17 protein-coding genes are annotated in these 22,297 nt (G+C 37.3%); 11 read left to right on the forward strand and 6 right to left on the reverse strand.

The window, feature by feature from the left end; translation table 11 throughout:
- Nucleotides 1-355 precede the first annotated feature (355 nt).
- From ATE49_RS14595 to ATE49_RS14605, 3 genes are read right to left on the reverse strand one after another with little or no spacing between them, the layout of a single operon-like run.
- Entirely contained in the window at nt 356-1,273 is a 918-nt protein-coding gene (locus ATE49_RS14595; RefSeq protein WP_065082763.1) for a metallophosphoesterase family protein, read from the reverse strand.
- Between the two features lie 55 nt (nt 1,274-1,328).
- Complete coding sequence (locus ATE49_RS14600) at nt 1,329-3,119, reverse strand: RagB/SusD family nutrient uptake outer membrane protein (RefSeq protein ID WP_065082764.1); 1,791 nt, start codon at nt 3,117-3,119, stop codon at nt 1,329-1,331.
- 27 nt (nt 3,120-3,146) lie between these two features.
- Nucleotides 3,147-6,143 (reverse strand): SusC/RagA family TonB-linked outer membrane protein, encoded by a 2,997-nt coding sequence (locus tag ATE49_RS14605; RefSeq protein ID WP_065082765.1) that lies wholly within the window; start codon nt 6,141-6,143, stop codon nt 3,147-3,149.
- 283 nt (nt 6,144-6,426) lie between these two features.
- Between ATE49_RS14605 and ATE49_RS14610 the strand changes: the two genes are divergently transcribed.
- Complete coding sequence (locus ATE49_RS14610) at nt 6,427-7,002, forward strand: helix-turn-helix domain-containing protein (protein ID WP_059346054.1); 576 nt, start codon at nt 6,427-6,429, stop codon at nt 7,000-7,002.
- On the opposite strand, the gene ATE49_RS14615 is transcribed toward ATE49_RS14610, so the two are convergent.
- Genes ATE49_RS14615 through ATE49_RS14625 form a run of 3 tightly spaced genes read right to left on the reverse strand, consistent with a single transcriptional unit; the run spans nt 6,989 to nt 10,131 of the window.
- Nucleotides 6,989-7,675 (reverse strand): phosphonatase-like hydrolase, encoded by a 687-nt coding sequence (locus ATE49_RS14615; RefSeq protein ID WP_065082766.1) that lies wholly within the window; start codon nt 7,673-7,675, stop codon nt 6,989-6,991. The two genes, ATE49_RS14610 and ATE49_RS14615, sit on opposite strands and share 14 nt — an antisense overlap.
- Nucleotides 7,676-7,690: 15 nt before the next feature.
- On the reverse strand, nt 7,691-8,848 hold the full coding sequence (locus ATE49_RS14620; protein WP_065082767.1) for a TIGR03364 family FAD-dependent oxidoreductase: 1,158 nt from the start codon (nt 8,846-8,848) through the stop codon (nt 7,691-7,693).
- Complete coding sequence (locus ATE49_RS14625; RefSeq protein WP_065082768.1) at nt 8,824-10,131, reverse strand: DUF5690 family protein; 1,308 nt, start codon at nt 10,129-10,131, stop codon at nt 8,824-8,826. Before ATE49_RS14625 ends, ATE49_RS14620 begins: the two co-directional genes overlap by 25 nt.
- A 336-nt stretch (nt 10,132-10,467) precedes the next feature.
- Here ATE49_RS14625 and ATE49_RS14630 point away from each other — a divergent pair, with 336 nt between their 5' ends.
- From ATE49_RS14630 to ATE49_RS14675, 10 genes are all read left to right on the forward strand, one after another.
- On the forward strand, nt 10,468-12,156 hold the full coding sequence (locus tag ATE49_RS14630) for an ATP-binding protein (RefSeq protein WP_065082769.1): 1,689 nt from the start codon (nt 10,468-10,470) through the stop codon (nt 12,154-12,156).
- 12 nt (nt 12,157-12,168) lie between these two features.
- Nucleotides 12,169-12,834, forward strand: a complete 666-nt coding sequence (locus ATE49_RS14635; RefSeq protein ID WP_065082770.1) for a response regulator — start codon at nt 12,169-12,171, stop codon at nt 12,832-12,834.
- Nucleotides 12,835-13,306: 472 nt separating this feature from the next.
- Nucleotides 13,307-14,434 carry an alpha/beta hydrolase-fold protein gene (locus ATE49_RS14640; protein ID WP_065082771.1) on the forward strand — a complete coding sequence of 376 codons (1,128 nt, stop codon included), beginning with the start codon at nt 13,307-13,309 and terminating at the stop codon, nt 14,432-14,434.
- Nucleotides 14,427-15,803 (forward strand): leucyl aminopeptidase family protein, encoded by a 1,377-nt coding sequence (locus ATE49_RS14645; RefSeq protein ID WP_065082772.1) that lies wholly within the window; start codon nt 14,427-14,429, stop codon nt 15,801-15,803. The genes ATE49_RS14640 and ATE49_RS14645 overlap by 8 nt, the downstream gene beginning before the upstream one ends.
- Nucleotides 15,804-15,820: 17 nt before the next feature.
- Entirely contained in the window at nt 15,821-17,026 is a 1,206-nt protein-coding gene (locus tag ATE49_RS14650; RefSeq protein ID WP_065082773.1) for an ATP-grasp domain-containing protein, read from the forward strand.
- A 17-nt stretch (nt 17,027-17,043) separates the two neighbouring features.
- Nucleotides 17,044-17,757, forward strand: coding sequence for an alpha/beta fold hydrolase (locus ATE49_RS14655; protein WP_065082774.1), 714 nt, complete (start codon nt 17,044-17,046; stop codon nt 17,755-17,757).
- Between the two features lie 44 nt (nt 17,758-17,801).
- Nucleotides 17,802-18,755: an ATP-grasp domain-containing protein gene (locus tag ATE49_RS14660; protein WP_065082775.1), complete on the forward strand. Its 954-nt coding sequence runs from the start codon at nt 17,802-17,804 to the stop codon at nt 18,753-18,755.
- A gap of 47 nt (nt 18,756-18,802) precedes the next feature.
- Nucleotides 18,803-19,903, forward strand: a complete 1,101-nt coding sequence (locus ATE49_RS14665) for a carboxylate-amine ligase (RefSeq protein ID WP_059155857.1) — start codon at nt 18,803-18,805, stop codon at nt 19,901-19,903.
- Between the two features lie 61 nt (nt 19,904-19,964).
- Nucleotides 19,965-20,798 carry a type 1 glutamine amidotransferase gene (locus tag ATE49_RS14670; RefSeq protein WP_059155858.1) on the forward strand — a complete coding sequence of 278 codons (834 nt, stop codon included), beginning with the start codon at nt 19,965-19,967 and terminating at the stop codon, nt 20,796-20,798.
- Between the two features lie 15 nt (nt 20,799-20,813).
- Entirely contained in the window at nt 20,814-22,007 is a 1,194-nt protein-coding gene (locus tag ATE49_RS14675) for an ATP-grasp domain-containing protein (RefSeq protein WP_065082776.1), read from the forward strand.
- Nucleotides 22,008-22,297 lie beyond the last annotated feature (290 nt).

Below are 22,297 nucleotides of genomic sequence, written 5' to 3' on the forward strand. Positions count from 1 at the left end.
CTCAATTACCTCCTGCTCCCATCACAACTCTCATTGTTTAGGACTGCAAAAGTAGAAAAACTTCTATAACACACCAAACTTTATTGCTCCTTTTTTAACATAATATACCTAACTAACTGAATACACGCGAGAAAAATTTAATATTATGTTCACATTGAAAAGATTCACCTTCTTTATATATACGCTACATATCATTGTATACGCTTTAAAAACCGGGGTTTTGTTGTAAACTTTAGTCTAAAACTGTTCTTTCTAATAACTCAGATGCCATTTTTTAGCTCTAACACATCCTTTATATATAGAAGAAAAAGAAAAATCCGGCTTTACGCCGGATCTTATATACTATATAGATGTATTAGTAGTGGTGAACGATATATTCATTCTCGAATGTACCATCATCATAAAACTTTAAGATTGCATACCCAGGAGGTGTTTCCTGATAATAAAAAGGTTTAGCAGATCGCTTATCTCCTTCCCCCCACCAGAATCCGGACATCGCACCATTACAGAAATAGTACACATCATTGTACCAAGCTCTATCCAAAAGATGCTGATGCCCACTAAGGCATCCTTTTACTTTATCTTTATGTTTATAGAAAAGGTCTTTTAATGCTACATGATCTTTGTGCTGTCCTCCTTCAAAGGTTCCGGTAACCGTAAGTATTGGATAGTGTGACATAATAAGTGCATATTCTCCCTGAGGAATATTCTCCAATTCCTGTTTCAACCAGTTCATTTGTTCTGGATCCAATGTCACACCAGAATTATTACCATCTAACATAATAAAATGCCATTTCCCTTTTCTAGCGCTATAATAGCGATTAGGCATTTTAAGTCTTTTAGCTGCATAAGGCACGCCATACATTTCATCTGATTTGCCGCCGGCCCACCAGATATCATGATTTCCTACACAACTGTACATATCATAATCTGCAATTTCTTTGATACAGGTATCCCAGGCATTCCACTGATCATAGACCTCCTGACGAGTAGAATTATCTCTGTCAACAGCCATAATAGAATCTCCGGTATTAAGGAAGAAATCCACTTTCTTTGTTTTCACTTCTTTCAGGCATTTCACAAAGCGTTCCATAACCTTAGGATCAGCCGGCAAGTGTACATCTGTTATATGAGCTACTGTCAGCAAAAGTTTCTTTTTCAGATTTACATCTTTGTCTTTCTGAGTTGCCGCTAAAAGATTGGTAGCTGTTCCACCTAACATAAGAGCTGAAGCTGCTAGCGGAACTTTTGCCAAAAACTTTCTTCTTTTCATGGTTTATTGTTATGTTTCTGTAAAATTAATATTTGTATTTCAGATTTTATATTATCTACCACCCCGGAGATTGTTTAAGCTTAGGATTAAGAATCAATTGACTTGCCGGTATCGGAAGATAGTAATATTTAGGGTCAATAAATGTTCTTGGCAGTCGTCTGTCTTTTTCAAACATAATATTACCTGAAGTACCTCCTGAAAGATAGAAAACACCATCGGAAATATAAAATTTGGTCAGTTTAGCTCTGATATCCGCAGGAATATTACTCAATGGATCTTCTTTCCCAGGAGCTTCAAGAATCGCAATATCCGGTTTACCATCACCCGTTACATCCATTGCTCCAAGTGCCGGAGTATAAATACCTTTAGAAGCTTGTCCCAATAATGCTCCGGACTTCCAACGGAATAAATCATCCAATCGTTTGTCTTCACAAGCCAATTCTACACGACGCTCGCGTCTGATTTCTAAAAGAACGCCTCTGTTTCCTCCATTAATATTAGGATATTGTTTTACAAGATAGTTATCAGGTGTTGCATTGGCTGCCAGCATAGAAAGATCTGGCATCTTCACTCTTCTACGCAAAAGATTCACAGTATTGTCGAGATCTCCCTGCGTTAAAATTCCTAATTCTGCTTTTGCTTCTGCATTAACTAATAATACCTCAGCAAACCTATATATAGGAAGGTCTGTATAATTCAGTTCCCATCCTCCTCTTAATGAGGGATCTCTCGGATAGAATTTAATTTGAAGATATCCACCAAAAGCAGGCTGGAGCATATAAGGATCACCATTCGGAATTGTTGCATACCCCGGAGGCATAATCGTTTCTGCCATACGTGGATCACGGTTGGCAAATACTTCAGTAAATGTTTTCTTATCATAATCTGTAACTGAAGTAAAAGGCGTTCCGTCATTCATCAGGAATTCATCTGCAAGGCTTCCACTCAGCGCCCATTGCCATCCCAATACTGTATGAGTATTATTACTTACTCCCTGATCTTTATTATTTTTTTGCAAGAAAATAACTTCCTTGTTACCAGCAAGACTATTACTGGCAAACAATGCCCGGAAATCTTCAGCTCCTTTTCCTGTATTATAGATACTGAATCCACCATTACTGATAATATCCTGAGAGGCAGTTACAGCACGGTTAAGAAATTTAGCAGCCGTATTCTGCAAACCTAACTCATCATGATATTTTCTAAATGTACCTTCATACAATGCAACTCTGGACAACAATGTAAGCGCAGCCCATTTCGTAATCATGGTATTATTTGTTTTTGCCGGCAATACATTAGCAGATGCATATTCCAGGTCACCCATCACAGAATCCATCACCAAGACTCTCGGATCTTTAGGCTTATATAATGCATCATCTGTATCCCCTAGTACATTAGAATACCATGGAACATCTCCATACTTTTTCACCATATTGAAATAGAAATTGGCTCTGAAAAATTTAGCAACTCCTTTGTAATGTCTTATCAATGATTGATCGCCTTTCGCTTTTACAGAATTTTCAATCATATAGTTAATAGACCGAAGCTGTTTCCACTCCCATCCGTCTATATTCGCCGGTGTAATAGACCCTCTTAAAAGATTATCTGTATTACTGGCGCCGGTATAAACTGATATATTGTCTGAAAACACATCGGTATACGGTGCTGAAATATAACTGTAAAAACCATTGGTATAGGTCTCTAAATCCTGAGGATTATTAAAAAAGTTTTCTTTTGTAATGTCTGTTATCGGATCTTTTTGCAGAAAATCGCTTTCACAGGACATTAAGGATAAGCTCGCTAGTATAGCTAAAACTCCTGTAGATATATAGGTGTTTAGTTTCATTTTTATATGCTTAAGAAATTATAGATATTAAAAGTTTAAGTTCATACCAAATGAGTATGTTCTCTGAAAAGGATAAGCTGCTGTTTGCCCAAGAGTCTCAGGATCAAGTTTTACTTTTAGTCGTGACCATTCGAATATATTTTCTGCACTGAAATAGAAGCGAATCTTATTGAAATGCATTTTAGAAGTATCTTTCAGCGGCAGGGAGTAACCTAAAGTCACATTCTTTACACGAACATAGGAAGCGTCCTGCATATAACGTTTATTTGGAATGCCCAGCTGCTGCATGTTATCTTCTGCCGTATAAGCTCTTACTGCAGGGAAGTATCCGTTAGGATTATCCGGTGTCCAATGATCAAGATTTTGCTGTGTTACGTTAGTCCACGGCTGTGCATAAACACCCCAAAAGTAAATTGTTCCTGCGCCAGGATACCAGTCTCTTTTCCCAACCCCTTGTAAGAAGATTCGCAAATCTATTCCTTTCCATTCTCCGGATAAATCTAAACTAAATGGAAAACGAGCGGATGTATTCCCAACTACATATAAATCTCCAGGATTATTTACTGTCTTATCGCCCATGTCTACTTTACCATCACCATTACGATCTCTGAATTTTGGATCTCCCGGATAGAATCTGTAAGATTGATCATCAGTACCCATTGCAGTCTGATTAGGATGATTTTTAATATCTGCCTCATCTTTAAAGAAGCCCTCTATCTCAGCTCCCCAAATTTCACCGATTTCCTGACCTTCATAATAACGGGCGAAGAATTTTGAAGGATTATCAAATCTTGTAATATAGGATCGACTGTCTGCTAATGTAAATGCCACATTATAACGGAAAGGAGAACCTGCCAATTTAAACTGATCATTCCAGCCTAATCTAAGTTCCCAGCCTTTAGTCTTAAGGTCTCCAGCATTTACATTAGGCTCAAGTGTTCCAAAAACATTGGGCAGAATTTTCCCCCCAACTAACATGTCTTTGGTATAACGCGTATATTTATCAAAATTAAGTTGTAACCTGTTATTGAAGAATGCCAGATCAGCACCGAAGTTTACCGTTGAGATTCTTTCCCATGTAAAATTATCGGAAACTGCACCCGGAGCATATACAGCAGTTGGACGGCCATCTCCCAGAATTTGTCCCACAGTGCCTTTTCCTAAAGTTGGGATATATGGATAAGCATTCGTATCCTGCAACTTATCTCTTACATCTTGGTTCCCCAAAGCTCCATAAGATCCTCTGAATTTTAGCAAGTTAAGACCAATTGTATTTTTCACTCCTGCAAAGAAGTTCTCATCCGACACTACCCAGCCTGCGGATGCCGATGGAAAAAAGCCCCAACGGTGACCTTTCGGGAATCTGGAAGAACCATCATAACGACCATTTAATTCCAACAGGTATTTATTCTTAAAGTTATAAGCTGCTCTATAATAAAATCCTTGTAATGCCCATTCTATAATCCTTTCGGTTTCTTCCATCATTCCTGTACTCAATCCAATAGAAGGCAATGAAGGAGATATTATATTATTCCTCTTTGCCATAAAGTAAGAATACTTGTTATATTCCTGATTAAACCCACCTAATAGTTGAATGTAATGATCTCCAAAATTCTTATGGAAATCGGTATATACATTATATACATAGTATTTACCTGACACATTTTCATTTTTAGCCCACGATGCTGTAGAGCCTGTGTAAGATATCGGCTGTATTGGTCCGGTTTTATAGGCTACAGGAATATCATAAGAACGGGTTAAAGATGATGTATTTTTAAAAGATGCTTCCGCTTTTAAGTCCCATATCTTCTTAATAAGAGATGCATTAGCTGTAAAAGAGATTAAGGATTGCCTGAATTCATTCTTAGAGCGTCCGCCATCCTGCAATCTTCCCAAGATACTGGCTCCGTCCTTTGTCCAGGTACCATCTGGGTTTTTAGGTACACTTAGAGATGGTGTACGGTTTACATTCCAAAAGAAAAGGTCATCTATAAATACCGGAGAATCATAATCCGAAAAAGTCAAAGCTGTATTTGTAGATAAATCTAACCATGGATTGATATTAAGATCTACCTTACCTCTCATGTTATATCTGTTATAGATATCATTACCATATCGAAGCATTCCATCCTGGCGGTAGTATTCCCCTGAAAGTAAATAACCAACTTTATCCAACTTTCTGGATATACTGATGTTATTGGTAAAAGTAGGTGCTGTATCGTTATATGCTTCTTTCAGCCAGTTAGTCGATCCGTAGTAGGCCCATGAATTAGGGTCTGAAGGACTCAGAATTACACGGGGAAGATTTGGATTATTGGCAATCTGCCTGGCATATTCTCTTTCATTTTCCGGAAAGAGGTTATATAAGGGAGTTGCTGCGTCATGCTTATACTGCATAACAGTCAGAGGATCCGTTACAAGTTCAGGCAACCTGCCTACCGTTCTGTATGCCGTATTGGTATTTACAGATACATTCAGCTGACTTCCTTTAGCACTTTTAGTAGTAATCAATACTACACCAAAAGAGCCTCTCGCTCCATATATTGCAGCTGATGCTGCATCCTTGAGTACGGAAACACTTTCTATATCCGCTGGATTTAGTCTCGCAAGATCCTGGCCGCTGTAAGGAACATTATCTACCAAAATTAAGGGGTCTCCTCCATTTACACTGGTGAACCCCCTTACATTAAAGCCAGCAGCAGTAGTTGCTCTACCATTGTCTATGGTAATATTGAGGTTAGGAATAAGTCCTTGCAAACCTGCACCGATATTGGTGATAGGCCTGTTTTCCAGCTTCTTTGCTGAAACCATATCTACGGCACCGGTAAGGTTAACTTTTTTCTGTTTTCCAAAACCGACAACAACTACCTCATCTATATCTTTAGATCTGGATAATGTGTCCGTTTTTTTGGAATTTTCTTTCTTTAAAGGTATTTGCTGGGCTATAGCAGTGTAGGAAGTACACAGGAAAAACGCAATAGCGACCTTCAAAGAGCCTTGGGCAATAATCGAGCTTCTTCTCATGGTTTAAGTTTAATTATTAGAATTATTGTTTATTAAATTTTTATATAAATAAGCACTACTAACAGCAATATACCTTCGGCAAATGAAGACGCAATTAAGTCACTTTCCAAGCAATTTTGTAATACAATATTGACATACTTTAGTATTAAATTGCCCTCCTCACAGCTCCCTGAAAAACCCTCTTTTTCCGTTTACTTTTTCTGGTTTTATTTGTACAGTAATTCACAGAAAACAATCAAAATTTATATCTTTAAAGCCCCAATATTTTTTGGAGAGCTGAAATATGGAAGATTACATTATTACTGTTGGAAAGAGAATCAAACAAATACGAAAGGATAAAAAGCTTACAATTAATGACATTGCACAAAGAGCTGATGTAAGCAACGGTCTTATTTCCCGCGTGGAAAATGGACGTACGATTCCCTCCCTGCCCGTATTATTTTCTCTGATTTCCGCTCTGGAAACAGATATTGCCCTATTCTTCAAAGATCTTCCTGTGCAATCCAAAAACCCTTTCCTTGTCTTTAGGAAAGAAGAAATGACGCTGATTGAAAAGGAAGAGAATGCTGAAGGTTTTATATATCAGCATATATTCAGTAAGCAATTCCCTTTTGTAGGCTTCGAATGTGTACTATTAGAAGTACATCCAAATTCAAAAAGAGAACAGGTGGTTACCGATGCATTTGAATTTAAGTTTATAATCTCGGGAGAGTGTACTTATATCATTGGTGAAGAAGAAGTTCTGCTGAAACAGGGCGATTCTATATTTTTTGACGGAAGAATTCCGCATGTCCCTGTAAACAGAGGAAACCTCTCCTCCACTATGCTCGTTGTTTATTTCTATATTAACCCGGAATAATATGATCCAGATCCGCCAGCGAATCCAGAATATAATCCGGATTGGCAGCCTGTAACTGCTCTCGGGTCTGTGCTCCGCTTAATACACCTATTGTAATTCCGCAACCGGCATTTTTCCCTTCTTCTATATCAATTTCGGAGTCCCCTGCCTTTAACACAGACTGACTATCATCTATGGTTAAATTTTTCATCGCTTTATAGATCATATCCGGATGCGGACGACCATTCAGTACATCGTCTGCAGTAATCACAGTGTCTATATCACGTCCATTTTCCCAGCCTACCTGCTGAAGAAGTTTATTAGCTGTTTTTGAATCGTAGCCAGTATTAAGTGCTACTTTGATTCCTTTGGATCTTAATCTCGCAAACAATTCAGGTACTCCTTTTACAGGTTTTACCTGCACTTCATCATATGCCTGTTCCAGAGCCTTCTGGAAGTGTGTAAATATGATCCCTGCCTGCTGTTCCGTATTTTGTTCCCCCGTACAGTTTTCCAGTACATCTTTTATGGCTTGTTGTTTTTCTTTTCCTGCTCCATATTGTAATACTTCTTCCAGGCTTACATTATATCCATATTCATTTATTGCCTTCTGTACTGTTTTATAGACCAGATTATCTTCGTCTATTGTTGTTCCTGCCATATCAAAAACAACCAGTTTTATTTTCTTCTCCATTCTCTATCGCTTATATTACATTAAAAGTTTATTGATATTTTCTTTGGAATAACCTGCACTTCCAGTCATTCCTTTACCACCGATACCTGTGACAATATGAATTTGTCCGCCAATTGAATGCTCGAACACATCGTGGTTTTTACATTGTGAATAAATTCCGAACCATTGTCTCTGAATTTCATAGGTAGGAAGATCTACTATTTTTCTGGCTTCTGCCAGCATAAAAGCATTGATGTCTTCTTTAATATCATATCCAAGGTCATCCATGTCCTTTACATCTGCATACTCATGAGAATCTCCTATTATGACCGATCCGTCTGCAGCTTGCTTGAAAAGGATATGCACCCCCCATTTCTTCTCAGGTGTATCTTTCTCTTCTCTTGATTTGATCTCATTAAAAGACGGACACTCGTGGAAGCTTTCATATCTGCGGATACTAAGTCCCGTTAATACTGATCCAGGCAAAATATAATCAGATGGCTGCGGTACTGTCTGCAACATTTGCAGTTTGGTAACCTCCAGATCACTTTGTGCAAATAGTTCCGGATATAGTGTTTTGAACTCACTACCATTACAAATGATAACATTGTGTGCTAAAAGCTTATTCCCTAAAGAAGTCAGAACTTCAGCTTTTCCATTTTGTACCGAACAATTAATTACCTGTTGATATGTTAACAGCTTTAATCCTTTCTCTTGTACCAGATAAGCCTGTAACCTATGAATCATAGTGCGAGGCTCTACTGTAATTTCCTCCGGAAAGAACAGTCCGGCTTTTACATAGTCCGTACGAAGTCCCGGATATTTGGACAAACACTCTTCTTTTGTAAGAAGTACCGACGAATAGTCATTGTTTTTATTGATCTGATACAACTCTTCTATCAGAGCCACTTCTTCATCATTGGAGGCAAAATAAGCCGACCCATTCTGACGAATTGTAATATCAAATTTACTTTGTAGCTCTTTGTAAATCTGCAAACTTTCTCTTCCATAGTTTTGCCATTTAGTATCCATTCCGGAAGGAACTACCTGTCCAAAATTACGGGTTGTAGCACTTTGAGGAGCTTTATCTTTCTCCAGAACTGCTACTTTAAGTCCTTTTTCCAAAGCATGATATGCATGGAAGGTTCCCAGAACTCCGCCCCCGATTACTATAAGGTCAAATTCGTTTTCCATTTTTTTTCTTTATGTATATTTTCAGAGTTATTAAATTTACGATTGAGGTAGAAATATGAATACAGTACAGCTAATAAGGCTATTGCTGACAATATATAGGTACCCGAGCAGAAGAAATCTAACCAGGAGATTCCCCCGACGCTAAAGTTTTTGTACAACAGAACCAGCATACTTCCTAAATAACCGAAAGAATCGGCCAGGTAGATAAGGAATCCTGCATTCCCTTTAATTTTAAAAGCGGCTATAAACCGATCAAAAAACAATGCATTGAAAGGTACATAGCATATATATAATCCAAAACCTGTTGCTACCATCCAGATAAAAGCTCCGATATGATGATACTGAAACAGCAAAGTAGAAGCGGCTAATGTTACTATTCCCAGCAATAGCAAATAATGGTAGATATATAATGCTTTAATATTATTCTTGATAAAATAGAGTGCTCCGAAAATAAGAAGTACAATAAGCGAAACAACGATTTCGGATTTACTGTATACACTTACATCCCCTGTATAACCGATACTGTCCCAAAGCTCTCTTGCGAAATTATCCCGGAAGTCTCTAAAAGCTGTAAGCAATGTATAAAACAAAATAAGAAAACTAAAAGGCAGTGCAAACTGGCGAAACACTTTCTTCCTCTCCGTACGGTTCATTGGTACACGTTCAGATTTTTCAGCAATATCCTCTGCTGTAGGAGCCGGAATTTTTTCCAGTAAAAAAATAAAAACCAGCAAGGGTAAAAGGAATAATGCACCTGTTACTACAGGCATCCAAAACTCTGAAACACCCCAGTACTGCATTACCCACATTCCGACAGACTTCACAACACCACTGGAAACTATAAAGCTTGTACAAAGAATAATGCCTAATATTTCGGTTGTTTTTCGACCTTCCAGATAGGAAAATACAATTCCCCAGATCATTCCCAACGGCAAACCATTCAGGAACATAAATACTACATTATACGGAGCCGGAACGATTGCAAAAAGGAACAGTGCCAGCTCTGCCATCAGAATCAATCCCAGAAAATAGAATTTGCGCTTGTTAGGTGTGAGTTCCGATATTACTTTAATTCCGATAAACTTAGAAGTTGCATATCCCAGTACCTGCAGTAGAATAAGGGCGATTTTATAATCTACACCCCAAACCTGCAAATGATCGTAACGGGCAACTGTAAATGGCTTTCGGAAAGCATACATGCAAAAGTATGCTCCGAAAGCGGCTATTGAACTATATAAAAGAAAAGTAAATTGTTTTGTTTTATTCTCCTGTGATGATTTCATGGCTATGATATGTTAGTACATTTCATAAAAATGAAGTCCTCGGTATTATTGCATTTGTGATCCAAAACAATAGCTCTAAAGAAATGGTTATTAGTTTTCATTTTTACTATTTGTAAATTTTACGTACCAAAATTGATTAAATATTTACAAATAATAACTTTTTAAGTATTATAAAATTGTTAATCCAATATTAAATTTTCTTATTTCAGGGAACAGACAATTGCGGAATCACGACACAAAAGAAGTAGCCGGACTTTACTCAGAAATTCATCTTTATTCTTTAAATTTGTCACTCAAGCTGCCTTTTTTAGCCAAAGTACTTTAGCCCTATAAATTTTGAAACACTGTTTATTTTTCTTAATTACAGCTTTTTTTATTGCATCGTGTACTAAAACAACTAGTACCAAGGGCATAACGGCACCACACTCTATCCCAAACGCAGATTATGATAAAGCCTGGAAGTTTATTGACAAAGGCGACGACAAAAACGGTTTTATCTATCTGGACAAAGCAAAAGATACCTATATAAAAGCCGGGGATAGTTTTTCTGCAGGAAAAAGCTTTGTAAACATGGCTATTATTCAGGAGCGGGTAAGCGATAATATGGGAAGTATAGAAACCAGCATTACTGCATTAAAGTTTCTAAGCGAAAAGAACCCAAATCATCACGGCTTCCTTTCCAGTAATTATAATAACATGGGCGTTGCCTCCAATAGTTTAAAAAACTATGCTGATGCTGAGAAATATTACAAGAAGGCTTATCAGTTTTCTCAGGATAAGATCGAAAAGATTATGATTATGAATAATCTGGCAAACTGCTATCATAATCAGAAAAAATATAGAGAAGCTGCTTCGGTATTCAAAAAAATAAAAGACAGCCTTCAAACAAAAGACGATATCTATTATAAAATATCCTCTAACCTAGCTAAAACCTTATGGTATGAAAATACCAAGTACAATCCAACTCCTGTCTATCTGGAAGCTAAAAAATATTATACAAAGGAAAAAGATGACTGGGGGCTGGATGCTTCCTATGCTTATTTATCAGAATATTATCTTCACACCAACAAGGACTCTGCAATGTTTTACTCTAACAAGATGTATGATATTGCAAACAAACTAAAATCCCCTGTTGACAGACTGGAAGCCCTACAGAATATGATTGTACTGGAAAAGGGAGATCAGTCGAAGAAGCATTTTACAGAATATTATAAACTTTCGGACAGTATACAGGAAAGTAATAGTACCTACAAAAATCAGTTTGCGGCCATACGATTTGAAAGTGATAAAAACCGCATAGCGAAGCTAAATCTGGAAAAAGATCTGGTACATAACCAATATAAAATAATTCGTCAGCAGGTTTTCATCTATTCTGTATCGGGTGTACTTATACTTCTGCTGATTACCGGAATACTATGGTACAAACGGAGAAAAGCTAAACTGGAACTCCTGGCTCAGGATAAAATAAAAGAAGAACGGCTTATCCTTTCTAAAAAAGTGCATGATGTGGTTGCCAACGGGCTTTATCAGGTAATGTCCAGAATAGAATACAATGATGATTTTAGTAAGGATGAAATCCTAGATAAACTGGAAATGATGTATCAAAAATCCAGAGATATCTCCCATAATCCTTTATCTTCTTCTGAAAAGAAGTTTAAAGATCGTATCTCTGAATTATGTTTATCTTTCCAAAACAGCTCGCGAAGAATATTTGTGGTAGGAAACGAAGATGCTATATGGAATACTCTGAACACAGATATTAAGGAAGAAGTATTTCTTATACTGCAGGAATTTTTAGTAAATACAAAGAAACACAGCCAAGCCGACAGAGTTGTCATAAAATTCAGTTCTGAAGAAGGAAAATTTCATCTCAGATATTCTGATAACGGAACCGGACTGGATGAAAAAGTTTCTCACAACAATGGATTACAAAGTATACAACAACGCACAACCCATATAAAAGGAATATTACATATATTACCCAATGAAGGAAAAGGATTTCTGGCAGAGATCTCCATACCTTAATGACAACAGATTATGTTTAGAAAAATACTTATTGCCGAAGACCATGAAAGTGCAAACCTTTCTGTACAGAAAACTCTGGAGGACTACCCCGCTTCGGCTACAGATTTTGTATATTATTGTGATGATGCTCTGGACAGAATTGAAAAATCGGTTCAGTTGAAAAATCCCTATGAATTACTCATCACAGATTTGTCTTTTGAAGAAGATCAGAATATACAAAGGATAAAATCGGGGTTTGAACTTATCACCCTGGCTAAAAGTGTTGCACCAGATTTAGCTGTTATTGTATTTTCTGCAGAAAAGAGAGCCGGAATTATAGACTCTCTGTTCAAAGATTATGGCGTAGATGCCTATATTCACAAAGGCAGAACAGATGTAAAAGAACTCAGGCTGGCCATAGATGCCATATACAACGGAAAGAAATACCTCTCAGCGGATTCTCAGCAATCTTTGAAAGAGATTAATGCTTTCGAATTTTCTTCATTCGATGTAAAAGTTATTTCTCTTCTTGCAGAAGGCGTTCTGCAAAAGAATATCCCTATATATCTGCAGCAGGAAAACATCTCTCCAAGCAGCCTTAGCAGTGTAGAAAAACGTCTAAATATATTGAAAGATCAGCTTCAGGTAAACAACAACGAACAGCTTGTTGCTTTCTGTAAAGATCTGGGAATTATATAAAAAACTGCTCCATTACGGTTTCCCGTAAGGCTATACAAAATTTCATTCTTAATTTTGCGGCTGAATACAAATGCAGAAAAGTATAATTCTAAATTCATTTCCTATAGAGCCCGTCATTATTTTTTAATGACGGGCTTTTTTATTATCAGAAATATTCTTTTTTCTGAAAAACAATCTCTTTAAAAAACATAAACAATTTATTATCAGTAACCAACTTATAAAATATTAAATCTGTTTATTCATAAGTATTACAGAGGTTTCCATCTCTATTTTTCCAATTTTAGTTTAATGTAAATTCAATCTAAAAAAACAGATTTAAAAAGTGAAATAATATTAATTTAACCCGATAAACATTACTATTTTCTAAATAAACACCTATTTAAAACAAAAATAAACTATAAAGCATTGCATAATTGTATTTTTTATTTAACTTTAAGAGAATTAAACAATTCAGCACAAAAACACAATTCTGATGAAGTTTTATTTAAAAACAGACAAAAACGATGAAAGAACGATATTCATCACCGGGAATTTTAACAACTGGAATCCACGGGACAAAAACTATAGCCTCCAAAAGACTAAAGACGGATACTTTATAGAAATCAGCGATGATAAATTGCCTTCCGAAGTAGAATATAAATTTACCAAAGGAGGCTGGGAAAATGTAGAGATGGATAACGATGGGCATTTCACTTCCAACAGAAAAGTAAAAAAACAAGCGAAAAAGGCTGAAGATATTGTTGAAGACTGGCGTCTGAATTGGGCTCCGTTTAAAGAACAGTATTTTCCAAAGATAGAACTGATCTCCGAAAACTTCTATATACCACAACTGAATAAAACCCGAAAAGTATGGGCTCTTCTTCCTTATGACTATGAAACCTCTCAAAAAAGCTATCCAGTACTCTATCTGCAGGATGCACAAAATTTATTTAATGAGGGAAGTGCTTATGGTAACTGGGAAATAGATAAGAAACTTTCTCTTCTGGCGGAATACGGAATTGGTGATATTATAATTATAGCTGTAGAGCATGGAAGCCAGGACCGTATTCAGGAATATGTATTCGAAGATGAAAACAAATTTGCCGTAAAAGCCGAGGGCAAAAAGTATATCCGTTTTATTACTGACACACTGAAACCATATGTAGACCAAAACTTCCGGACCATGCCAGATAGAGAACATACCGGAATTGGGGGAAGCTCATTAGGTGCACTTATCAGTATCTATGGCGGTTTTTTATATCCTGAAGTCTATTCCAAACTGATGCTGTTCTCACCATCATTATGGTTAAATCCTAATAATAATTTCCCGATGCTTAGTTTCCACCAGCCTTACCACACCAAAGTATATATCTATGGCGGCGAACTGGAAGGATCTGATATGGTAAAACGAATTAATCTGTTTAAAATAGCCATGAAGCGCTGGGAAGAAAGTAAGTCTATAGAATTTGATATCAGAACCAGCATACACCCGGAAGGGAAACATCAGGAATTCTACTGGTCTCAGGAATTTCCAAGAGCATTAGAATGGTTATTCTTCGATAAGCTGGAAAACCCTAAAGAAAGAAAGAGAAAATACAATAAAGCGAAACAAAATGTCTGACACTACCCAACATATTTATATTTACTCAGAATCTTCATGGAAAGACAATCTACATCTTTTTCCTGGTTCTTTACATTCATTTTTTTCAGGGAAAAAGAATGAGAGTTTCGTGGTGGCCTCAGATAATGAAACCTCCTTGTTAATAGGTATTGGAGATTCATATACAGGAAACAATCTTACAGATGTTGGTCAGAAGTTTTCTTATGATTACAGGGAAAAGTTATCCGCAAAAACTACATTCTTACATGCTGATATTTTAAGTTCTCAGGAAATCGAAGATCTCTTATTAGGATTTTATCTGGGAACCTATCAGTATCCTTTTCAGGCAACACATCCGCTATGGAATCCTGAATTCCGATGGGCAAATATTGAACAATTTAATGAAAAATATGCCCGAATAAAGGCTATTTGCAAAGGTCAGTTTATTTGTATGGATTGGCTGAACAAACCTGCTAATTTTAAAAAAGCACCACAGCTAAGTAATTTTATACAGGATAAAGCTCAGGAGTACAACTTCAATCTTACTACATATAACCGCAAACAATGCGAAAAGCTTGGACTTGGAGCTTTTCTGGCAGTTAACCAGGGCAGCCATCAAGAAGCAGCTTTCACTATTATAGAATATAAATCTGAAAAAGAAAATGCTCCAACAATAGGTCTGGTAGGCAAATGTGTATTATTTGATACAGGTGGAATCTCTATAAAACCAGCTGCCAATCTGCACTATATGAAAAGCGATATGGGTGGAGCTACTGCCGTTCTGGGCACATTGATAGCCGCTGCAGAAATGCATTTACCCGTCAATATTACAGCTATACTTCCGATTACCGACAACGCTGTTTCCAACAATGCTTACCTCCCGAGTGATGTGATTACTGCCTACAACGGCAAAACAATAGAAGTGATAGATACTGATGCCGAGGGTCGGATGACTCTTGCAGACGGGCTTAGCTATCTTTCAAAAAATTATAAAACCGATTATCTGATCGATCTGGCGACTCTTACAGGAAGTGCTGTACGAATGTTCGGAACAACTTGCGGAGCTCTTTTTTCAAACGATAGAAGTTTGCAGGTACAGCTAGAGGAATCCGGACAGAAAACAGGACAGCGTCTCTGGAGTCTTCCATTATGGGAAGATTGGGAAGACGAGATTAAATCGGATGTAGCCAATTTAAAAAATATTTCACTGAAACCTGTAGGCGATTGTATAGTTGCCGCTACTTTCTTAAAGCATTTTATCAACGACCATCCTAAATGGGCACACCTGGATATCGCTGCCATGTGTTTCGGGAATGTAATCTATGCAAAAGAGAAAGCAGCCACTGGTTATGGTGTAAGACTCCTAATAGACTTTATAGAAAAATTGTAAAAAACTAAAAACACAAGATGAAAACATTCGTTTGCCTTTCCAGCTATTACAAAGGCTATGATTTTATGGATGAATGCAAAAAGCTGGGCAATAAAGTCATCCTGATTACTTCCGAAAGCCTGAAAGAAAAAAACTGGCCCTGGCATGCCATAGACGAGGTATACTACATGCCGGAAACCCAACCTTCAGTCTGGAACTCCGACCATATGATACAGGGATTTGCCTATCTTATGAAAATCCACAATATAGATACCGTTATCGCTTTAGACGATTTCGATGTGGAAAAGGCTGCGCTAATTCGGGAAACCTTCCGTATACAGGGAATGGGACAAACCACTTACCGTTACTTCAGAGATAAACTGGCCATGCGCCAGATGGCAAAGGACAGCGGAATTAATATCCCTCCTTTTGCTCCGGTTTTTAACGATAGTGTTATTGCAAAGTTTATTGAAGAAAACCCTGCACCATGGGTTCTTAAACCGCGCTCCGAAGCGTCTGCAAGTGGTATAAAAAAAATACGTTCAGCAGAAGAACTCTGGAAGGTAATGGAAACACTTGGTGAAGACCGCATTCATTTTTTGTTGGAAGTTTTTAAACCGGGAGATGTTTTCCACGTCGATTGTTTAGTTTATAACAAAGAAATTAAATTTATTTCCTGCTCCAAGTACCTTTCTCCACCTATGGCGGTATCGCATGACGGCGGCATCTTCCGAACCAAGACACTTGCAGAAAATTCAGAAGACTTTAAAGGTCTGGCAGAAATAAATCAACAGGTTCTTTCCAAATTTGGGATTGTACATGGTGCTACTCATTCGGAATTTATTAAAAGTAATGAAGACGGGAAGTTCTACTTTCTGGAAACATCTTCCCGTGTAGGTGGCGCTCATATTCCGGATATGGTGGAAGCTTCAACCAAAGTCAACCTTTGGCGGGAATGGGTGAAAATTGAAACAGATGTCCTCAATAAGAACAAATATGATCTTAGTTACGATAGAAACTATTTTTCAGGGCTCATCATAGCACTGGCAAAAGATAAGCATCCGGACATTACCGATTTCCAAAGAGAAGAATTGATAAAGTCTCTAAATCTGGAACATCACGTCAGCCTTCTGTACAGGTCAGATTCTGCAGAAAAGATAACTGAAGCTCTGGATGATGCTGCGGAAAAAATATATACACATCACCTTAATATCCTTCCGCCACAGGCAAAACCAACATCCTAAACACTAAAAACACAAATATGCCACAGGTAGAATACACAGACTACTATTCCCATATTTTAGGGAGAAAAATAAATATCCAGATAACGGGGCATTTCGGACATCCTATTATTATGTTCCCAACATCACAAGGAAGTCTTACCCAGAATTCAGATTTTCATCTTAACGGATCTATAGATCACTTCACCGACAGTGGAAAAGTAAAGTTATTTAATCTGGAAACATTGGACAAAGAGAACTTCTACAACGATAATATTTCTCCTCAGGAAAGAATATGGCGTTATGAGAACTACGTTCAGTTTCTTATCCGGGAATATATCCCATTTATCCAGAAAACTCATCAGGTACATCGTGTAGCTATTGCAGGTTGTAGCTTTGGTGCCTATCATGCTGCTAATTTTGCATTCCGCTATCCGGATGTAATCTCCCACCTTATAGCGATGTCCGGAGCTTTCTCTATCCGGAACTTCATGGATGGTTTCAGCAATGATACCGTTTATTTCAATTGTCCTGAAGAATTTATGCGGGATGATGCTTCCTGGAAATTCGGGCATATGCATATTGTTCTCAGCACTTCCGATCAGGATGTTTGTCTGGACAAAAATATTCGAATGTCCAACATTCTACGCTCTAAGGGGATTAATCACTGGTACGATGAAGCTAAATGGATTAATCATGACTGGCCGCTGTGGAGGATGGTTTTCCCAAAATTTATAAGTGCTTATTTCTCATAAAAACACGATTAACTAAAATATTAACTACTCAAAAAAATACAATTATGGCAAAAAAAGTTGGAATATTATTTGGAATGGAAGATACCTTCCCTTGGGCATTTATAGATAAGGTAAACGAGCTGGGAAAAGGCGAGATTATTGCTGAACCGGTAAAAATTGATGTTCTGGAGCAGGGAGCTGATTATGGTTATGCTGTAATAATAGACAGAATTTCTCAGGATGTTCCTTTCTACCGTGCCTATCTGAAAAATGCCGCTCTTAATGGCACTTATGTTATCAACAACCCTTTTTGGTGGAGTGCCGACGAGAAATTCTTCAACAATGCACTAATGTCTAAACTGGGAATTCCTTTACCGAAGACCGTTTTGTTACCATCCAATGACAGACCTGCAAACACAAGTGAAACATCGTTCAGGAATCTTACTTTTCCACATAACTGGGAATACATTTTTAATTATGTTGGTTTCCCTGCTTATATGAAACCTCATGATGGCGGTGGCTGGAGAAATGTTTATCGTGTAGAAAGTCCGGAGGACTTGTGGAATAAACTTTCGGAAACGGAACAACTGGTCATGATGGTACAGGAGGAAATTATTTTTGAAGACTACTATCGTGTATACTGTCTGGGGAAAAAATATGTTCATATCATGCCTTATGAGCCAAGAAACCCTCATCATTTAAGGTATGCAGCAAAATCTCAGTATTCCGGAAAACAACTGGAAGATTTGCTGAAGACTATTCATAACTATACCATTAAAATGAATGAAGCTTTAGGATACGACTTCAATACAGTAGAATTTGCTGTAAGAGATGGTATTCCTTATGCTATCGACTTCTGCAACCCTGCACCAGATGCGGATAAAAATTCTGTAGGAGAAGAAAACTTTGCATGGATTGTTGAACACGCAGCTAAGCTGGCTATAGAAAAAGCGAATGAATATGTTCCTGGAAAACCTAATATTTCTTGGGGAACATTTGTAAAAGACTCTGTTAAATAAATCCGCAGCATGCGGGCTTCTCAAACTAAAAATTAAAAACACACAAAATGCACAAATTCACAATAGGTATAGAAGAGGAGTACCAGATTATCGATGCGGAAAGCCGGGATTTGGTTTCACACGTTTCTAAAATTATAGAAAGTGGAAAGGCAATATTGAGTGAAAACCTCAAGCATGAAATGCATGAATCCATGGTAGAAATGGAAACAGGCATTTGCCAGAATGTAGCACAGGCACGTGATGAACTCACGAGTCTGCGACGCCAGCTGGTAAAAATAGCACACGATCAAGGTCTTCGTGTTTCAGGTGGAGGAACTCACCCTTTCTCTCACTGGAAGGACAACATTATTACCAAAGCCGAGCGTTACAACAAAATTGTAAATGATATGGGTGATGTTGCCCGTTCTAACCTGATCTTTGGACTGCACGTCCATATTGGTATTCCGGACAGAGAAGAAGGAATCCGCATTCAGAATGTAATGCGATATTTTTTGCCCCATGTCTATGCGCTTTCTACCAATTCTCCTTTTTGGGTAGGTCGCCTTACAGGTTTTAAATCTTACCGTCAGGAAGTTTTTGCTAAATTCCCAAGAACAGGTATTCCGAGTTATTTCAGCAGTGTTGCAGAGTTTGATGCTTATGTTAACCTGATGATAAAAACCGGTACTATAGACAATGCTAAAAAGATATGGTGGGACCTTCGCGTCCATCCTTTTTATCCGACTATAGAATTCAGGATTTGCGATATGCCTTTTACAATAGATGAGACAACATGTCTGGCCGCGATCATGCAGTCTCTTGTTGCTAAAATCTATAAAATGCACAGACAGAATATCAGTTTCCGTTCTTACCGCAGATTATTGCTGAGTGAAAATAAATGGCGGGCTTCTAAAGATGGTATACATGCAGACCTTATAGACTTTGGTAAAGAAGCCAGCGTTCCTTATGCAATTTTATTGGAAGAATTACTGGAATTTATAGATGATGTTGTTGATGAACTGGGATGTCGCAAAGAAGTGGAATATGCCCGTGAGATTATAAAGATGGGAACCGGTGCCGATAGACAACTAAAGGTTTTTCACGAGACAGGTGACATCAAGAAGGTCGTAGACTATATGATTCGTGAAACCGAAAAATCCGTACTCTAATATCCCAGAACACTGAAAAACAACTTTTTACTTTATTACATTTGTAGAAAATATACAGATTATGAACCACGAAATAAGAATCGCAATACTCGACATGAACAACAATCATCCTAACCAAGGGATGCGAAATATAAAGGATATATCGGAAACTTTCAAAGCCAGTTCCGGATATCAGGTTAGTATTGAGATTTTTGATATTCGTCATCAATACGAAATGCCTAAAATTGAAGACTTTGATATTTTCATTTCCTCCGGTGGTCCAGGAAATCCTCATAAAGAAGGTTTTGTATGGGAAGAGAATTACAATCGTTTCTTAAATACTATATGGAAACACAACAAAGAACATGAATCCAAAAAATACCTGTTCCTTATTTGCCATTCATTCCAGCTAGCCTGCATTTATTGGGATTTGGCAGAAGTTACCCAAAGAAAATCTTATTCTTTCGGAGTTATGCCTATCCATAAGACAGAAGCCGGTGAAAAAGATTTTTTACTGAAAAACCTTCCCGAACCTTTTTATGCAGTAGATTCCAGAGCTTATCAGGTTATCCAGCCTAAAACGGATCATCTGGAGAAGCATGGTATGCAGATTCTGGCATTGGAAAAAGAGCGCCCGTATGTTGATCTGGAAAGAGCTGTAATGGCAATCAGATTTTCAGAAGAGATATTCGGCACCCAATTCCACCCGGAAGCAGATCCGGAAGGATTTTTGGAATCTTTGAAAGTCGAAAAATACAAGAATAGTATTATAGAGGATTACGGATTGGATAAATATCAGGAAACAATAGACCGTATTGACGACGAAGATAAAGTAGTACTCACAAGAAAAGAAATCCTGCCAGTATTTTTGGAGTTTGCTGCACAGCAGATTTCCAAAACTGTTTCTCTGGCCTAAAAACATAAATATGATATGATTCCTAATCTCAGAAAGCAGTTTAATGATGCTTTCTCACCAGAGAAATATCAAAAACTAAAAGATACCTGTCAACAACATTCATCCACAGAAATTGGATTCAGACTTTCAGAAAGTCCAATTTTTGTTGATAAGGTTTTTCAGGAAAAACTATTTAATGCAGCCGAGTCTATTATTCAGCAAATAGATTCTTTTTCTGCTGAGGAACTAAACAAAGCGATTCCTTCTCAATCTTTAGTTCCCGGTGATGATTCCCATTATCATTTTCTGGCAATTGATTTCGGAATTTGCAGAAATGAATCCGGAGAACTGGAACCTCAGCTAATCGAATTACAGGCTTTTCCTTCGCTTTTTGGTTTTCAACGCCAATACGAGGAAGACTTAAGATCCGTATATCCTTTTCTGGATACGTTCAAAAGACGTATCCCGTTGGATGATTACATCGAAAAGTTGAAGAATATTATTATCGGAAATGAGAACCCGGAGAATGTTATTCTATTGGAAATTTTCCCTGAGCAGCAAAAAACAGCTGTAGACTTCGGTGTAACCGAAAGCTTCCTGGGTATAAAAACCATTTGCCTGACCAAGCTTATAAAAGAAGATCGCCAGATTTTCTACGAAGACAACGGCAGAAAGATAAAAATAAACCGTATTTACAATCGGGTAATTTTTGATGAACTTGATAATATTCCGGATCTGAAAACTGATTTTCATTTTACAGATGATGTAGATGTAACCTGGGTAACACATCCTAACTGGTTTTTCAAGGTTTCTAAATTTATCCTTCCAAAGCTGAGCCATGCTTATGTTCCGAAAAGTTATTTTCTGAATGAAGCTCCCGATGACTTAGATTATAGCCAGTATGTATTAAAACCTCTTTTCTCTTTCGCAGGAAGTGGTGTAAACATACATCCCAAGCAGGAAGATATTGACAGTATAAGTGACAAAGAAAATTATATACTACAGAGAAAAGTGAACTATGCTCCAATATTTGAAGATATCAACGGTGAATTTTCTAAAGCAGAAATCCGTCTATTGTTTGGTAAAGCAGAAGGAAGTAACAAATTAGAATTCCTTGTAAATCTTGTAAGAATGACCAAAGCGGAAATGGTGAATGTAAATTTCAATAAGAAAGATGCTATTTGGATTGGCAGTACCATGGCCTTTTTCGAAAGTGATCTTCAAAAATAATTAAATTAAGTGCCTGTTTAAATTTTGATTAAAAAAATATTAGACTTCGACAGGCTCAGCCTGACACTCCTAAAAGGAAGATATATTGGACGAGCAATGTCACTCTGAGTTAAGTCTATAGTGAGCTTGACGAACTATCGAAGAGTATTAACTATAAAATTTAAACAGGCTCTTATATTCATTTAAATAGCTATAAAACCTTATAGGTCTTGAAGACCTATAAGGTTTTTATTTTACAATCAGTGAAAAATAAAAGAGCGCTATCCGAAGACAACGCTCTTTTTTTGAAA

The organism is Elizabethkingia miricola, from assembly GCF_001675285.1.
Classification (GTDB): domain Bacteria; phylum Bacteroidota; class Bacteroidia; order Flavobacteriales; family Weeksellaceae; genus Elizabethkingia; species Elizabethkingia miricola.

What these genes read in the sequence shown, in the direction of transcription:
- ATE49_RS14640 (WP_065082771.1), top strand. Translation starts at nt 13,307, where the DNA reads ATGAAGTTTTATTTAAAAACAGACAAAAACGATGAAAGAACGATATTC.
- ATE49_RS14675 (WP_065082776.1), top strand. Translation starts at nt 20,814, where the DNA reads ATGATTCCTAATCTCAGAAAGCAGTTTAATGATGCTTTCTCACCAGAG.
- ATE49_RS14670 (WP_059155858.1), top strand. Translation starts at nt 19,965, where the DNA reads ATGAACCACGAAATAAGAATCGCAATACTCGACATGAACAACAATCAT.
- ATE49_RS14665 (WP_059155857.1), top strand. Translation starts at nt 18,803, where the DNA reads ATGCACAAATTCACAATAGGTATAGAAGAGGAGTACCAGATTATCGAT.
- ATE49_RS14620 (WP_065082767.1), bottom strand. Translation starts at nt 8,848, where the DNA reads ATGGAAAACGAATTTGACCTTATAGTAATCGGGGGCGGAGTTCTGGGA.
- ATE49_RS14615 (WP_065082766.1), bottom strand. Translation starts at nt 7,675, where the DNA reads ATGGAGAAGAAAATAAAACTGGTTGTTTTTGATATGGCAGGAACAACA.
- ATE49_RS14605 (WP_065082765.1), bottom strand. Translation starts at nt 6,143, where the DNA reads ATGAGAAGAAGCTCGATTATTGCCCAAGGCTCTTTGAAGGTCGCTATT.
- ATE49_RS14650 (WP_065082773.1), top strand. Translation starts at nt 15,821, where the DNA reads ATGAAAACATTCGTTTGCCTTTCCAGCTATTACAAAGGCTATGATTTT.
- ATE49_RS14610 (WP_059346054.1), top strand. Translation starts at nt 6,427, where the DNA reads ATGGAAGATTACATTATTACTGTTGGAAAGAGAATCAAACAAATACGA.
- ATE49_RS14660 (WP_065082775.1), top strand. Translation starts at nt 17,802, where the DNA reads ATGGCAAAAAAAGTTGGAATATTATTTGGAATGGAAGATACCTTCCCT.
- ATE49_RS14600 (WP_065082764.1), bottom strand. Translation starts at nt 3,119, where the DNA reads ATGAAACTAAACACCTATATATCTACAGGAGTTTTAGCTATACTAGCG.
- ATE49_RS14645 (WP_065082772.1), top strand. Translation starts at nt 14,427, where the DNA reads ATGTCTGACACTACCCAACATATTTATATTTACTCAGAATCTTCATGG.
- ATE49_RS14635 (WP_065082770.1), top strand. Translation starts at nt 12,169, where the DNA reads ATGTTTAGAAAAATACTTATTGCCGAAGACCATGAAAGTGCAAACCTT.
- ATE49_RS14595 (WP_065082763.1), bottom strand. Translation starts at nt 1,273, where the DNA reads ATGAAAAGAAGAAAGTTTTTGGCAAAAGTTCCGCTAGCAGCTTCAGCT.
- ATE49_RS14625 (WP_065082768.1), bottom strand. Translation starts at nt 10,131, where the DNA reads ATGAAATCATCACAGGAGAATAAAACAAAACAATTTACTTTTCTTTTA.
- ATE49_RS14655 (WP_065082774.1), top strand. Translation starts at nt 17,044, where the DNA reads ATGCCACAGGTAGAATACACAGACTACTATTCCCATATTTTAGGGAGA.